We start from the raw sequence: 13,776 nt of genomic DNA on the forward strand, positions 1-13,776 counted from the left end.
TGCTTTTCACGCAGACGTTGTAAAGCGCGCCGCCGTATCGATTTCACCCACAAGCCAGCAGGAAGCCCGCGTGTCCCAGTTCGAGCGTCTGACCATCGACGACATCGCCCGCCTTGCGGAAGTCTCGCGCACCACGGCCAGCATGGTGCTGAACGGCAACGCCGAGCGTTACCGCATTTCGGCGGCTACCGTCGAGCGCGTGCTCCAGGTGGCGCGGGATCATCATTTCACGCCGTCGCAGTCGGCGCGCGCGCTGCGTTCGCGGCGCAGCAACACGCTCGGCCTCGTGATTCCCGACCTGACCAACTCCGCGCACGCCGCGCTCGCGCAGGCGCTCGAATCGCAGTGCCGCGAGCAGTATCGCTATCAGCTCGTGATCGTGACGAGCGACGAAGACCCCGTGCGCGAGACCGAAGGCATCGCGCATCTGGTTTCGCATCAGGTGGACGGCGTGGTGGTGGTGCCGTGCACGGCCGATGCGCCGCGCTACGAGCAATGGGTCAAGCGTCTGCCGCTGGTGTTCGCCGACCGCCGCGTGGAAACCAGCACGATTCCTTACGTTGTGACCGACGCGGCCGAAACCGTGGCGACGCTGGTGGGCGAAGCGCTCGCGAAGGGCGCGCGCGAAGTGGTGTATTTCGGCGGCCAGCCCGAACTGTCGGCGAGCCGCGACCGTCTGGCGGGCTACCGGCACGCGCTCGCGACGCAAGGCGTGGCCGAACAGGACGACTGGGTGTTCCAGCGCGACTATCAGCGCGAGTCGGGCTATGCGCTGATGAAGGCGTGGTTCGAGACGCACGGCCGCTATCCCGAGGCGCTGTTCGCGGGCTCGATCACGCTGCTGGAAGGCGTGCTGGAGTTTATTAACGAAGCGCACCGGCTCGCGCAGGCGCCGGGCCGCCTGATGACCTTCGACGATCATCAGTTGCTCGACTGCCTGCCGTTGCAGATCGACGCCATCGTGCAGGACAGCGGGCAACTCGCCGAGCACAGCCTGCGCTGCGTGTTCTCGCTGCTCGAAGGCAAGGCCGCGCCCGAGTCGCTGCGCGTGCCCGCGCAGATTCACTATCGGCAGCGGCGCGCCGCGAACCAGTGAACGCCGGGCGGGAAGCTTAAAGCGCGCGCAGACCTTCGAGGTCGTCGATACGAATGAACTTGCCCTGCGTTTCGATCAGACCGCGCTTCTGGAAACGAGACAGAATCCGGCTCACCGTTTCGAGCGTGATGCCGAGATAGCTGCCCATATCTTCGCGCGACATGCGCAGATGGAATTCGGCGTGCGAGTAGCCGCGCTGCGCGTTGCGATCGGACACGTCGAGCAGGAAAGCCGCCACGCGCTCCTCGGCGGAGAGCGAACCGAGCACCATCATCTGCGAGGCTTCGCGGTTGAACTGATCGCCCATCAGGCGGTTCATGCGATCCTGCATCGTGCCGACTTCGCGGCACAGCGTCTTGAGTGCGTCGTAGGGAATGATGCAGATCGAGCTGTCTTCGAGCGCCACCGCGCTGAACGCATGCACGTCGGTGGCGATGCCGTCGAGACCGAGCGCTTCGCCCGCGAGGCGCAGGCCGGTGATCTGCTCGCGGCCGTCGCGGTGGACGATGGTGGTCTTGAGCGAGCCGGAGCGCACGGCGTAGAGATTGTCGAAACGTTCGCCCGAACGGTAGAGCGACTCGCCGCGGCGCACACGGCGCGCGCTGCAGATGACCGCTTCGAGTTTGGGCATGTCGTCCGATGCCATGCCTTGGGGCACGCAAAGGTGGCGCATCGCACATCCCGAGCATCGTGCGGATGCCGAAACGGCGGGTGCCGTAGGGGTACGTCCGATACGACGTACAACGATGTCGGATACCGCGGCGGGTGACAGCATCGGATGACTCCTTGGTTCGTTTCGAGCATTGTCACACCAGGGACTGATGGGTCGCGGGCGGCAAAATGACGCGCATTCGTAGCGACGGGGTTTGCGGCTTATCAGCGTCTGTTTTTTGAGACTTTGCCTCTAAATACCCGAGTGGGTTTGTCCGGCATTGCGGCCACGCGCGCTTCTCTGTGCCTGCACGCCCGGCTTCTCGCGCCAGCGGCCTGTCTGTATCCGCCACGCTGGCGGAATCCTCCGATTGATCTTGCCCACGAAGTGGCCCATATTGAGGCGGCCCCTTATGGCGACGGGCGTTCAGGCGATTTTCGACGATCTTCCTTCCATCGTTTAGTACTTCCCATGTTCAGCGAACCTGGTCGAAGCGACACCGCCGTTCAGCAAGGCGAGCAGTGCGAGCGCTGCGGCGCCGCCTTTCACGCGCCATTGATTTTCTGCCCGCGATGCGGCGTGAATAGACTGGCTGCGCCGGTTGTGCAGACGCGCAAAGGCGGCGCGCAAACGTTGTCGTCGGTGACAATGGGTTCGACGGGCGCGCTTGCACCGCTTGGCGTGGCCGCGTCGACCGCACTATCGCCGACACGGCAGCCGGGCGCGCGCGTCGCGCCCGCCCGCATGCCGGGCGTCGAAACACCGATCCGGACGTTTGAATACGAATCACACGATGAAGCCGATTTCGCGCGTCGCAAGCGCGTGCCGCTCGTGGCGTGCGCGAGCCTGACGGCGCTCGCGGTGCTGGCGGCGTTTCTGATCGGCCATCGCGGCGACGACGGCGCGCGGGCTTCCGCGGCGCAGGTGGCCGAGGGCGCGGTAATCGGTCGGTCGCCGCCCGCCGACGCGCGTTCCGGCGCACAGCCGGCTGTGGCCGCAGCCACCGCCACGGCTGCCACAGCGGTGCCTGCGCCGCGGTCCGGCAGCAAGCCGCCGATCACGTCGACCTCCGCGGCCGCCACCGGTGCGCGGACGTCGTCGGCGTCGAAATCGGCAGCGGGCGCGCGGTCCGACGTGACCGCCAATCTCGCCAGCGCCCGCGCGTACCTCGACCAGAACCGCCTCGCGGCGGCGCACGCCGCGCTCTCCCGCGCGCTGGCCGCGCAGCCCGACAACGACGCCGCCCAGCGCATGCGCGCCGAACTGACGACCCGCGAGCAGGATCGCGACACCTTGCTCGCCTACGCGCATCGCTGCGGGCGCGCAGGCCAGTGGGGCTGCGTGCGTCACGACGCGGCGCGCGCGCTGGCGATCGACGCATCGAGCCGCGAGGCCAGGTGGTGGCTCGCGCGCGCCGCGAACGAGCGCAGCGCGCGCTATGAGAACGCCTCATCGGAGCGCGATCAGCAGGACGCCGGCATGATGCCGCGCGAACTGCCGGTATGGAGTCATCACTGAGCGTCCCGGCTCAACCGAGCTTGCCGAGCATCGCGCCGAAGGCGTCCTTGTCGAACGCGCGCAACGTTTGCGTGCGGATGTTCCCCGCCGAGCCGAGCGCGAGACCGAACGCCATGAAGCCCGCTTCGTCTTCGGCTTCCACGATCGTGACCAGATCGTACTGGCCGAGCGTCCAGTAGATCTGCTTCATTTCGCACTTGAACGTGCGGGCCAGTTCGGCGGCCTGACCGGCGCGCTGCGCACTGTTCTTGACCGTGCGGATGCCTTGATCGGTGAATTGCGCGAGCACCACATAAGTCAGCATGACGATTCTCCTGAGGATTGCCAGGTGTGTTCGAACCCGGCGAACGTGGATAACGATCCGCACATCAGGTGTTGGCGGCAGGCGCGATGTTCTGATTGCGGTTGAAGAGGTTGTGCGGGTCGTAGCGCGTCTTCACGGCGATCAGCCGTTCCATGTTCGGCCCGTAGGCGTCGCTCACGCGCGCGCGTTCGTCGTCGGTGAGGAAGTTCACGTAGACGCTGCCGAGCGCATACGGCGCCGAAGCTTCGAAGAAGTCGCGCGCCCAGCCGATGCAGCGGGCGTCGTCGTCGGGTTCGGTCCAGCGGCCGTGCACGTTCATCACAAAGAGCGCGTCGCGATTCGGATACGCGGTGGCGTCCGGCGGCACGCTCGTGGTGGCGCCGCCGATCTGGCCGAAAAAGATTTCGCACTGCGGCGAAGGCAGCGTGTCGATGGCGGCGGTGAGCGTATCGATGAGGCCGTCCGGCAATTGCGCGAGATTGTGCGACTTCCAGTAATTGCGCGCGCCGGGTGTCAGCAGTGGATCGAAGGCCTGCTGCCACGCCGTATAGGGCATCGGCCCGAGATGTTCGCCGCACGCGGTGCCGAATTGCCGGACCGGTTCGACGGCCGCCGCCGCGTTCTCGGGCGGCCCCGAATAGCAGATGGCGAACACGATCACGGGCTTGCCGTGCACGTCCTCGGGCAGGAAGGGCAGCGGCGGCGCGAAGCGCAGCACGCTCCAGACGGTGAGATCGCGAGGCATCGCCACGGCGGCTTCGCGGTAGCGTTGCAGCGCTTCCTTTGCGGCGGCGATGGGCAGCACCACCAGTCCGCCATAGACTTCCGGTCCCACGGCGTGCAGCGCGAATTCGAACATCGTCACCACGCCGAAATTGCCGCCGCCGCCGCGAATCGCCCAGAAGAGGTCGGGGTGCTCGGTGGCGCTCGCGCGCAGCAGATTGCCGTCGGCGGTCACCACGTCGGCGGCCACGAGATTGTCGACCGTCATGCCGAAGCGACGGCTCAGCCAGCCGAAGCCGCCGCCCAGCGTGAGTCCGGCCACGCCCGTGGTGGAGTTGATGCCGAGCGGCGTGGCGAGGCCGAAGGCCTGCGCTTCGTGGTCGAAGTCGGCGAGCGTCGCGCCGGGCTCGACAAACGCGCGGCGCGTGGCCGGCTCGACGCGCACCGATTTCATCGCCGACAGGTCGATCACGAGGCCGTCGTCGCACATCGCGCTACCCGCGATGTTGTGTGCGCCGCCGCGCACGGCGAGCGCGAGCCCGGACTCGCGCGCGAACGCGACGGCCTGGCGCACGTCGGCGCAACCCTGGCAGCGCACGATCAAGGCGGGACGCCGGTCGATCATCGCGTTCCAGAGCTGGCGGGCTGCGTCGTAGCCCGCGTCGTCCGGTTGCAGCACCTGACCGCGCAGCGCGCGTTTGAATGTTTCGATGGAATCGCTCGACAAGCTGGACATTGCACACCTCTCATTCGGCAGTTCGCGAATCCGCATGGCGCGACGGGCGTGGCGAATGCGTGCGAGCGGCGGCGCGTGGCGAAGCATGCGGAAGGAGTCTTGAGTGGGACGCAGCGTGCGTCCCGTGGGGAAAGCCGGAAATGCCGTGCTTTCGGGAAGGCAGCAGGCGCACGAAGGAGGCGAGGCCGCGCAGTCCGGCCGGGGCGCGTTTTGTGAACGCAGCCGGATTGAATTCAGGTAGCCGGACACGCCGCCTGATTGATTAGATAACCTGACTAATAATGTAAAGCGTCCGTTTGATAACGCACGCTGCGCTTGTTTTTAAGTGCGTGCGCAGCGTCGTCTTCTGCTTATTTTAGCAACTGGAATGCTGAGAACCTATAATTTTGTCGCATGACCGCAGCGTTGTGCAGGCATGCATCGGACTGGAGTTAATTGATTAACGAGGAGTCGTGCCATGACTCGCAAGTATATAGATTGCCGGGAATTTCCCAGCGAAATGCACTGCTCGGTGGCCATCTCGGCGGATTCCGATCAGGAACTGCTCGAAGCCGCCGTGCAGCATGCGGTCACTGTTCACCATCATGCCGATTCGCCGGAATTGCGCACGCAACTCGCGGGTCTGTTCCATGACGGCTCGCCGCCCGTTGCATCGCCGCGTGCGGCGTGAGCGCGGGGCATGGCATTCAATCTGATCGAACCCGGGCGAATCGAATCATCCGAAGATACGCACCCAGACCGTGCGGATGCGGCGCGCGCGGTCCTCGAACAGATACGATGCGGCGAGCGCGAACAGCCCCGAGATCGCGCCCGTGACGAGGTGCTCCAGAACAGGAATGCGGTAGTGGCTCGTGTGCGAATACGCGTCGCCGATCGTGGTCAGGCAACCGACCAGCAGCGCGTTGCCATATCGATTCGCGAAGAGTCTGGCCGCCGGCGTGAAGGTAAGCAGCAGCGCCAGCACGCCGGTGAGCAGACCGGTCTTGAAGGCGATCGCCCAATGCGCGAGGCTCATGACGTTGGCCCAACTGCCCGGCATGCAGGTCATGCACGCGCTGGTCGGCTGCCAGAAACGCTGGACGAACAAGGTGATGCGGCGTTGCCACGACACTTTCATGGCGCGTTCCCCGAACGAGGCCGCAGCACATGCGGCTCATTCGCATCGTACACCGCGCGCGCGAGGCGTCCGGTGCGGGGAAACGCTAGCTGCAAAACAGATTGAATAACGCGCGCGTGAAGAAATGGGATTTAACGCCGCGCGTCGGCGCGTTGCAACTCAATGAAGCGCGCCGCGAAGAGCGCGTAGAGAAATTGTCGAAATCGCGTTGCTCGGCTCATGCGGATTCCCGTGGATGATTCGGATTGAACGCTGTGCTGCGAGCAACAGCCATGCCAATCGCGCAGCGTCCTTGTCATGCGCGTATCAACGCATTGAACGTGCGGAGAGAAAGAAAACGTCCGCACAGAAAATGTGCCGCGCGCAAATCGGCGTCGCGCCGATCACCATGTTGGGGCAAGCGAGCGCCGCTTCGCGGTGCAACGCGCCATTCGCCCAACGCGTTTTCACGCGGATCGAATCGCCTGAAAAGCGCCGCCGCATAAGGCACTTCACGCCACGCCAAGAACATTGGCACGGATCTCGCTACATCAGCCTGCGAGAGGTGCGAAGCAATTTGCATCATCTTAGGATCGCTAGGGTTCCGGTCGGCGCGCAGTTTGTGGAGTGTGCCGATGCCTGGTCCGAGAGCAATCCGGTCTCGTCTCCCACCTTGCACGCAAGGCGGCGATGAGGCTCCACGGAGGGATAAAAGCCCGGGAGGTCGCGATGTCGTTCGGTCGCCCTCTCACGCTTATTCCCTTCGCCACCCGGAGCCTCCATGCCGTCCAGCCTCCTCACTGAACTCGACGATTTCAACGACCTCGCGCCGGTCGCCGCGCCGCTTTGGGAAGCCGTGATTCCCGCGGGCACGCACTGGTCCGGCATTCTGCGTCGCGGCCTCGCGCTGCGGATCGTCGATATCGAAGGCGGCGCGAATCTCGCCGCCGTGTTTCATCGCCAGGAAGATCCGCTCGAACGCTACAACATGGCCGACACGCTGAAGGCGCAGCACACGGCCCACCTCACGCGCGGCCACGCACTGCATACCGACATGGGCCGCGTCGTCGCCTCGATTACGGGCGATACGCTGGGCTGGCACGATCCGCTCGGCGGTGTCGGCGACGCGGCGCTGTTCGCGCGCAAATACGGCGAGCGCCGCTATCAGGCGCATCGCGACGAGATGATCCGCAATGGCCGCGACAGCCTCGTGCTCGAACTCGCGAAGTACGGCCTCGGGCCGCGCGATCTTGCGGCGAACGTGAACTTCTTCAGCAAGGTCGCCGTGGGCGACGACGGCGCGCTCAGCTATGTGAGCGGCCATTCGCGCGCGGGCGCTGCGCTCGATCTGCGCTTCGAGATGAACACGCTGGCGGCGTTTTCCACGGCGCCGCATCCGCTCGATCCGCAACGCGAGTACACGCCGAAACCGGTGAAGCTGATTGCATGGCGCGCCTATCCCGCGGAGTCCTCCGCGCCCGCCGACGATCCGTGCCGCAACGCGTGCGCCGAAAACGGCCGCGCTTTCACCAACACCGACCGCCTGTTCGCCTGAGGAGCCGCCATGCCGATCATCGAAAGCGCGCTCGACGCGCGCACCGCCCGTTACGACTTCACGCTGCCCGCGGGCGAGCCGTGGCTCTACGACATCAAGCGCGGCGAGACGCTGCGTATCGTCGATCTCGAAGGCAATCAGGCCGTCGACACGCTGTTCTATCGCAGCGACGATCCCGCCGAACGTTATAGCGCGCAGGACACCATTCGCACGCAGGGCAATCTGTATCTGAGCGCGGGCAGCGTGCTGATGTCGAATCTCGGCCGCCCGATGCTCACCATCGTCGCCGACACCTGCGGGCGTCACGACACGCTCGGCGGCGCGTGCGCGGCCGAGAGCAACACCGTGCGTTACGCGCTCGACAAGCGCCACATGCACAGCTGTCGCGACAGTTATCTGAACGCGCTCGCGCATTGCTCGTGCGGCGCGGCTTCGCAACTGGGCAAGCGCGATCTCGTCAGCAACATCAACTTCTTCATGAACGTGCCGGTCACGCCGCTCGGCAAACTCACGTTCGAAGACGGCATTTCCGCGCCCGGCAAATACGTGGAAGTGCGCGCCGAAGAAGACGTGACCGTGCTGATTTCGAACTGTCCGCAACTGAACAATCCGTGCAACGGCTATAACCCGACGCCGGTGCGCCTGCTCGTGTGGGAGGCGTGATGGCGTTCGACAAGATCCTCATCGCCAATCGCGGCGAGATTGCGTGCCGCGTGATCCGCACGCTCAAGCGGCTCGGCATCGCGTCGGTGGCGGTGTATTCGGAAGCGGATCGTCACGCGATGCACGTCATGCTCGCCGACGAAGCGGTCTGCATCGGGCCCGCGCCGGTCGCGCAGAGCTATCTGAACGCGGCGGCCATTCTCGACGCGGCGCGCAAGACCGGCGCACAGGCCGTGCATCCCGGTTATGGATTTCTTTCGGAAAATGCCGCGTTCGCGCGCGATTGCGAAGCCGCGGGCATTGCGTTCATTGGCCCGCGCGCGGAGCAGATGACGGCGTTCGGCCTGAAGCACACGGCGCGCGAGATCGCCGAAGCGAATGGCGTGGCGCTGCTGCCCGGCACCGGCTTGCTGGCCGACGTCCAGGCCGCGCTCGATGCGGCGGCTTCGCTCGGCTATCCGGTCATGCTCAAGAGCACGGCGGGCGGCGGCGGTATCGGCATGTCGCTGTGCCGCGACGCCGCGCAACTCGAAGCGGCCTTCGCCTCGGTCGCGCGGCTCGGCCAGAGCAACTTCGCGAACGCGGGCGTGTACCTCGAAAAATTCGTCGAGCACGCGCGCCATATCGAAGTGCAGATTTTCGGCGATGGCAAGGGCGACGTGATCGCGCTCGGCGAACGCGACTGCTCGGTGCAGCGCCGCAATCAGAAAGTGATCGAGGAAACGCCCGCGCCGGGTTTGAGCGAGGCGGAGCGCACCACGCTGCATGAAACCGCCGTGCGTCTCGCGCGCGCCGTGCAGTACGCGAATGCGGGCACGGTGGAGTTCGTGTTCGACGCGCACGCGCGCGCGTTTTATTTCCTCGAAGTGAATACGCGACTGCAGGTGGAGCACGGCGTGACCGAGCAGGTCTACGGCGTGGATCTCGTCGAGTGGATGATTCGTCAGGCGGAGGGCACGCTCGCGCCGCTCGACGCGCTCGCGCAGTCGCTGAGCGGAGGTCCGCGCGGCGCGAGTGTGCAGGTGCGGATCTACGCCGAAGATCCGAATCGCCAGTTTCAGCCGAGTTCGGGGCTGCTCACGCACGTGAGTTTTCCCGACGACGTGCGCGTGGACACCTGGGTCGATGCGGGCACGGAAGTCAGCGCGTTCTACGATCCGCTGATCGCCAAACTCATCGCCAGCGGCGATACGCGCGAAGCGGCGCTCGCCACGCTCGCGAACGCGCTCGACCGCACGCAGCTCTACGGCATCGAAACCAATCTCGACTATCTGCGCGCCGTGGTCGGATCGGCGACCTTTGCGGCGGGCGAGCAGACCACGGCTTTTCTCGGCCGCTTCGTGTTCGCGCCGCACACCGTCGACGTGCTCGACGGCGGCGTGCAGACGACCGTGCAGCAGACACCGGGACGCCTGGGCTACTGGGACGTGGGCGTGCCGCCCTCGGGCCCGATGGACGACCGCTCGTTCACGCTCGCGAACGCTTTGCTCGGCAACGCGGCCGACGCGGCGGGCCTCGAATTCACGATGGTCGGCGCCACGCTGCGCTTTAACTGCGAGACGCTGTTCGTGCTCGGCGGCGCGCCGCTCGCGGCGTCGCTCGACGGCGCGCCCGTGGCGTTCTGGCAAGTCGTGCGCGCGCGCGCCGGCAGCGTGCTCAAGCTTGGCGGCGTGACGGGCGCGGGCGTGCGCGCGTGCCTCGCGGTGCGCGGCGGCCTGCAGGTGCCCGATTATCTCGGCAGCAAGGCGACGTTTACGCTCGGGCAGTTCGGCGGCCACGCGGGCCGCGCATTGCGCAAGGGCGATGTGCTGCATCTCGCGCCGGGCGCGGGCAAGGGCGAGGCGGGCGCGACGCTGCCGCCCGGCGACGTGCCCGCGCTCACGCACGAATGGGCACTCGCGGTGCTCGACGGCCCGCACGGCGCGCCCGATTTCCTCACGCCCGACGACATCGCGATGCTCTACGACGCGCGCTGGACTGTGCATTACAACTCCAGCCGCACGGGCGTGCGCCTGATCGGGCCGAAGCCGCAATGGGCGCGCACGGACGGCGGCGAAGCGGGCCTGCATCCGTCGAATATTCACGACAACGCCTATGCGATCGGCGCGGTCGATTTCACGGGCGACATGCCGGTGATTCTCGGTCCCGATGGCCCGAGTCTCGGCGGCTTCGTATGTCCCGTGACGGTGGTCGGCGACGAGTTGTGGAAGCTCGGCCAGTTGCGTCCCGGCGATACGGTGCGCTTCGTGCCCGCGAAGGAGAACGCGACGCACGAGTGTGTGCTTCATCGCAGCGAAAGCACCGGCGAAAGCGGAGTCGACGTCGTCTATCGCCGCTCGGGCGATCGCAATCTGCTGATCGAATACGGGCCGCCCGTGCTCGACCTCAAGCTGCGTTTTCGCGTGCACGCGCTGATGAACTGGCTCGCTGAGCATCGCCTGCCCGGCATCGTCGATCTCACGCCGGGGATTCGTTCGCTCCAGGTGCATATCGATCCGGGCACGCTCTCGCTCGACGCGCTGCTCGACCATCTCAAGCATGCGGAAACGCAATTGCCCGCCGTCGATGCAATGCGCGTGCCGAACCGCGTCGTGCATCTGCCGCTCTCGTGGGACGACCCGTCGACGCGCGTGGCCATCGAGCGCTATATGCAGAGCGTGCGGCCCGATGCGCCGTGGTGCCCGAGCAATATCGAGTTCATTCGTCGCATCAACGGGCTGAACAGCATCGACGACGTGAAGCGCATTTTGTTCGACGCGCGCTATCTCGTGCTCGGTCTCGGCGACGTCTATCTCGGCGCGCCGGTCGCCACGCCCGTGGATCCGCGTCATCGGCTCGTCACCACGAAGTACAACCCGGCGCGTACGTGGACGCCCGAAAACGCGGTCGGCATCGGCGGCGCGTATCTGTGCGTGTACGGCATGGAAGGCCCCGGCGGTTATCAGTTCGTCGGCCGCACGGTGCAGATGTGGAATCGCTATCGCACCACGAAGGAATTCGAGGCGGGCAAACCGTGGCTGCTGCGTTTCTTCGACGAGATCCGCTTTTACGAAGTGAGCGAGAGCGAACTCGCGCAGTGGCGCAGCGAATTCATCGCGGGGCGGCGCAGTCTGCACATCGAGGAGTCGGTGTTCGACCTCGGCGAATACGAGCGTTTTCTGCGCGATGAAGCCGCGTCGATTGCCGCGTTCAAGGCCACGCAACAAGCGGCGTTCGAAGCGGAACGTGAGCGCTGGCGCGAGGCGGGCCAGGCCGAATACGTGGGCGAACCGGGCGCGGAAGGCGGCGCGAATGCGCAGTCGCAAACCGAACTCGACGACGATTGCCGCGCGATTGGCGCGGACGTATCGGGCAGCGTGTGGAAGCTGCTGGTCGCGCAAGGCGACGTCGTGGAGGAAGGCCAGGACGTGGCGATCCTCGAATCGATGAAGATGGAAGTGACGGTCGCCGCGCCCGCGAGCGGCGTGATCGAAGCGCTCGCCTGCCAGGAAGGCGACGCCGTGACGGCGGGTCAGCGTTTGATGGCGATCCGCGTGAGCGCAACGACAACCGACAGCACGACGACGAGCCCGAGCGGCGAGGAGGCCGCATGCCAATGAATCTGCTTTCCACGACACCGGACGCCGCCGGTCAGCCGATGACGATCGCCGCGTTGCGCGCGCGTTATCTCGACGGCAGCCTCACGCCCGCGCAACTCGTCGAGCGCATCGCGGCGCACACGGCGGGCGACGATCCGCATCGCATCTGGATTCGCGCCCTCACGCGCGACGAGATGATGCGTTACGCCGATGCGCTCGCGAGCCGGGACCCGGCCACGCTGCCGCTCTACGGCATCCCGTTCGCGATCAAGGACAACATCGATCTCGCGGGCGTGCCGACCACGGCGGGATGTCCCGATTACGCTTACTTGCCGGAGAAAAGCGCACCCGTGGTCGAGCGTTTGATTGCGGCGGGCGCGATTCCGGTCGGCAAGACCAATCTCGATCAGTTCGCCACGGGCTTGTCGGGGCAGCGCTCGCCGTATGGCGCGTGCCGCAACGCGCTTGATCCCGAGTATGCGTCGGGCGGATCGAGTTCGGGCTCGGCGGTCTCGGTGGCGATGGGCCTCGCCGCGTTCTCGCTGGGCACCGACACGGCCGGTTCGGGCCGCGTGCCGGCGGCGTTTCATGGTCTCGTCGGGCTCAAGCCGACCAAGGGCGTGCTGAGCACGCTGGGCGTGGTGCCCGCGTGCCGATCGCTCGATTGCGTGTCGATCTTCGCGCATACGGCGGACGACGCGCAGCGCGTGTTCGCAAGCGCGCATGGCGTGGCGCAGAACGATCCGTATGCGCGCGCGTGGCAGGGCGATCCGGGCGCGCACGCCGCGTTTAAGGGCTTGCGCCTTGGCGTGCCGCGTGCGTCGCAACGCGAATTCTATGGCGATGCGTCGTACGCGCAGGCCTTCGACGCCGCGCTCGACGCGCTGCGTGCAGCGGGCGCGCAACTCGTCGAGATCGACTTCGAGCCGTTTCTCGCGACGGCGCGGCTGCTTTACGAAGGGCCGTTCGTCGCCGAGCGCCTTGCCGCGATTCGTCCGTTTTACGAAGCGCATCCCGAGTCGCTGCATCCGGTCACGCGCGCGATCATCGGCGGCGCGGCACGCTGGAGCGCCGCCGATGCATTCGCCGCGCAAGACACGCTCGCCGCGCTGCGGATGCAGGCCGAACGCGTGTGGCCCGAGATCGACGCCATCGTCACGCCGACTTCGCCGACCACCTCCACGGTCGCGGAACTCGAAGCCGATCCGATCGGCGTGAATGCGCGCTTCGGCTATTACACGAATTTCGTGAATCTGCTCGATCTCTCCGCGCTGGCGGTGCCGGCGGGCCGGTGCGAAAGCGGCGCGCACGCGGGCAAACCGTTCGGCATCACCTTCGTCGGACGCGCGCACGAAGACGCGAAGCTGCTCGATATCGCGCGTACGTGGCTGGGCGAAGCGGCGTCGAATGCCACGGTGACGTCGGCCGCGCCTGCAACGGTGCGCGTGGCCGTGGTCGGCGCGCATCTGAGTGGCGAACCGTTGAACGCACAGTTGACGTCGCGCGCCGCGAAGCTCGTTGCCGCGACCACGACATCGAAACACTATCGCCTTTATGCGTTGCCGAAAGCCGCTTCACAAGGCATCGAAAAGCCAGGCCTCGTGCGCGTGGCGCAAGACGGCCACGCAATCGAAGTCGAAGTCTGGGAGATGCCCGTCGAGCACTACGGTTCGTTCGTCGCGCTGATCCCGTCGCCGCTCGGCATCGGCACGCTCGAACTCGCAGATGGCGCCTTCGTACAGGGCTTTTTGTGCGAGAGCCTCGCGCTCGACGGCGCGGAGGATATCAGCGCGTTTGGCGGCTGGCGCGCGTATCGACGCAGCGCGGCGCAACTGGCCTGAACCCGCTTCGTTTC

Annotated in this window: 12 protein-coding genes and 1 riboswitch; of the genes, 7 read left to right on the forward strand and 5 right to left on the reverse strand. The window is 66.2% G+C overall.

Features of this window, described 5'->3' with window-relative positions; genetic code table 11:
- Window positions 1-70: 70 nt before the first annotated feature.
- Complete coding sequence (locus tag SB764_RS27290; protein ID WP_074981991.1) at window positions 71-1,096, forward strand: substrate-binding domain-containing protein; 1,026 nt, start codon at window positions 71-73, stop codon at window positions 1,094-1,096.
- Window positions 1,097-1,112: 16 nt separating this feature from the next.
- Here the strand turns inward: SB764_RS27290 and SB764_RS27295 are convergent, their stop codons facing one another.
- The gene (locus SB764_RS27295) at window positions 1,113-1,769 is read right to left on the reverse strand and encodes a helix-turn-helix domain-containing protein (protein ID WP_065060868.1); all 657 of its coding nucleotides are present in this window, start codon (window positions 1,767-1,769) and stop codon (window positions 1,113-1,115) included.
- A 249-nt stretch (window positions 1,770-2,018) separates the two neighbouring features.
- Between SB764_RS27295 and SB764_RS27300 the strand changes: the two genes are divergently transcribed.
- On the forward strand, window positions 2,019-3,266 hold the full coding sequence (locus SB764_RS27300) for a hypothetical protein (protein ID WP_410865666.1): 1,248 nt from the start codon (window positions 2,019-2,021) through the stop codon (window positions 3,264-3,266).
- 10 nt (window positions 3,267-3,276) lie between these two features.
- On the opposite strand, the gene SB764_RS27305 is transcribed toward SB764_RS27300, so the two are convergent.
- Together SB764_RS27305 and SB764_RS27310 are read right to left on the reverse strand one after the other, a co-directional pair.
- Complete coding sequence (locus SB764_RS27305; RefSeq protein ID WP_065060866.1) at window positions 3,277-3,570, reverse strand: GYD domain-containing protein; 294 nt, start codon at window positions 3,568-3,570, stop codon at window positions 3,277-3,279.
- A gap of 64 nt (window positions 3,571-3,634) precedes the next feature.
- Window positions 3,635-5,029 (reverse strand): FAD-binding oxidoreductase, encoded by a 1,395-nt coding sequence (locus SB764_RS27310; RefSeq protein WP_065060865.1) that lies wholly within the window; start codon window positions 5,027-5,029, stop codon window positions 3,635-3,637.
- A 457-nt stretch (window positions 5,030-5,486) separates the two neighbouring features.
- On the opposite strand from SB764_RS27310, the gene SB764_RS27315 reads away from it, so the two are divergent.
- Window positions 5,487-5,699 carry a DUF1059 domain-containing protein gene (locus SB764_RS27315; RefSeq protein ID WP_065060864.1) on the forward strand — a complete coding sequence of 71 codons (213 nt, stop codon included), beginning with the start codon at window positions 5,487-5,489 and terminating at the stop codon, window positions 5,697-5,699.
- A 45-nt stretch (window positions 5,700-5,744) separates the two neighbouring features.
- On the opposite strand, the gene SB764_RS27320 is transcribed toward SB764_RS27315, so the two are convergent.
- Both SB764_RS27320 and SB764_RS27325 read right to left on the reverse strand, forming a co-directional pair.
- Window positions 5,745-6,146, reverse strand: coding sequence for a hypothetical protein (locus SB764_RS27320; protein ID WP_065060863.1), 402 nt, complete (start codon window positions 6,144-6,146; stop codon window positions 5,745-5,747).
- 295 nt (window positions 6,147-6,441) lie between these two features.
- Window positions 6,442-6,711, reverse strand: a complete 270-nt coding sequence (locus SB764_RS27325) for a hypothetical protein (protein ID WP_156773774.1) — start codon at window positions 6,709-6,711, stop codon at window positions 6,442-6,444.
- Window positions 6,711-6,850: riboswitch (guanidine-I (ykkC/yxkD leader) on the forward strand. (Overlaps the previous gene by 1 nt.)
- Window positions 6,851-6,906: 56 nt before the next feature.
- Here SB764_RS27325 and SB764_RS27330 point away from each other — a divergent pair.
- The 4 genes from SB764_RS27330 to atzF are packed head-to-tail and all read left to right on the forward strand — an operon-like array spanning window position 6,907 to window position 13,762.
- Window positions 6,907-7,680 (forward strand): urea amidolyase associated protein UAAP1, encoded by a 774-nt coding sequence (locus SB764_RS27330; RefSeq protein WP_410865669.1) that lies wholly within the window; start codon window positions 6,907-6,909, stop codon window positions 7,678-7,680.
- A 9-nt stretch (window positions 7,681-7,689) separates the two neighbouring features.
- Window positions 7,690-8,343 (forward strand): urea amidolyase associated protein UAAP2, encoded by a 654-nt coding sequence (locus SB764_RS27335; RefSeq protein ID WP_065060862.1) that lies wholly within the window; start codon window positions 7,690-7,692, stop codon window positions 8,341-8,343.
- Window positions 8,343-11,942, forward strand: a complete 3,600-nt coding sequence (locus tag SB764_RS27340) for a 5-oxoprolinase/urea amidolyase family protein (RefSeq protein WP_410865671.1) — start codon at window positions 8,343-8,345, stop codon at window positions 11,940-11,942. The genes SB764_RS27335 and SB764_RS27340 overlap by 1 nt, the downstream gene beginning before the upstream one ends.
- Window positions 11,939-13,762, forward strand: coding sequence for an allophanate hydrolase (atzF, locus tag SB764_RS27345; RefSeq protein ID WP_410865673.1), 1,824 nt, complete (start codon window positions 11,939-11,941; stop codon window positions 13,760-13,762). The genes SB764_RS27340 and atzF overlap by 4 nt, the downstream gene beginning before the upstream one ends.
- Window positions 13,763-13,776 lie beyond the last annotated feature (14 nt).

Origin of the sequence: Paraburkholderia sp. SIMBA_027, from assembly GCF_046535315.1 — a bacterium.
GTDB lineage: Bacteria > Pseudomonadota > Gammaproteobacteria > Burkholderiales > Burkholderiaceae > Paraburkholderia > Paraburkholderia tropica.